1 rRNA gene is annotated in these 1,287 nt (G+C 49.3%); it reads left to right on the top strand.

Going from position 1 to position 1,287, the window contains the following annotated elements:
- Positions 1 to 67: 67 nt before the first annotated feature.
- A 23S ribosomal RNA gene (locus tag Q1B03_RS22000) occupies positions 68 to 1,287 on the top strand; the annotation flags it as partial.

The following is a 1,287-nucleotide window of genomic DNA, read 5'->3' on the forward strand; positions in this document are numbered from 1 at the left end:
AATTGATAGTCAAGAAATTACCGAGTATCGCCATTTTAGGTTTTAAACCTGATGTAACAACCAATTCGGTTAAGTTATGAAGGGCGCACGGTGGATGCCTTGGCACTAGGAGCCGACGAAGGACGGGACTAACACCGATATGCTTTGGGGAGCTGTAAGTGAGCTTTGATCCAGAGATTTCCGAATGGGGGAACCCATTGTTCGTAATGGAACAATATCCTTACTTGAATACATAGAGTATGGAAGGCAGACCCAGGGAACTGAAACATCTAAGTACCTGGAGGAAGAGAAAGCAATTGCGATTCCCTGAGTAGCGGCGAGCGAAACGGGATGTAGCCCAAACCAAGAGGCTTGCCTCTTGGGGTTGTAGGACACTCTATACGGAGTTACAAAGGAATGAAGTAGACGAAGAAGTCTGGAAAGGCTCGTCAAAGAAGGTAACAACCCTGTAGTTGAAACTTCATTCCCTCTTGAGTGGATCCTGAGTACGGCGGGACACGTGAAATCCCGTCGGAAGCTGGGAGGACCATCTCCCAAGGCTAAATACTCCCTAGTGACCGATAGTGAACCAGTACCGTGAGGGAAAGGTGAAAAGCACCCCGGAAGGGGAGTGAAATAGAACCTGAAACCGTGTGCCTACAAGTAGTCAGAGCCCGTTAACGGGTGATGGCGTGCCTTTTGTAGAATGAACCGGCGAGTTACGATCCCATGCAAGGTTAAGTCGATGAGACGGAGCCGCAGCGAAAGCGAGTCTGAATAGGGCGAATGAGTATGTGGTCGTAGACCCGAAACCAGGTGATCTACCCATGTCCAGGATGAAGTTCAGGTAACACTGAATGGAGGTCCGAACCCACGCACGTTGAAAAGTGCGGGGATGAGGTGTGGGTAGCGGAGAAATTCCAATCGAACTTGGAGATAGCTGGTTCTCTCCGAAATAGCTTTAGGGCTAGCCTCATGTGTAAGAGTCTTGGAGGTAGAGCACTGTTTGGACTAGGGGCCCTCATCGGGTTACCGAATTCAGACAAACTCCGAATGCCAAAGACTTATCCATGGGAGTCAGACTGCGAGTGATAAGATCCGTAGTCGAAAGGGAAACAGCCCAGACCACCAGCTAAGGTCCCAAAGTATACGTTAAGTGGAAAAGGATGTGGAGTTGCTTAGACAACCAGGATGTTGGCTTAGAAGCAGCCACCATTTAAAGAGTGCGTAATAGCTCACTGGTCGAGTGACTCTGCGCCGAAAATGTACCGGGGCTAAACGTATCACCGAAGCTGTGGATTGACACCT

The sequence above is a fragment of the uncultured Rossellomorea sp. genome (genome assembly GCF_947488365.1).
In the GTDB taxonomy this organism is placed as follows: Bacteria; Bacillota; Bacilli; order Bacillales; family Bacillaceae_B; genus Rossellomorea.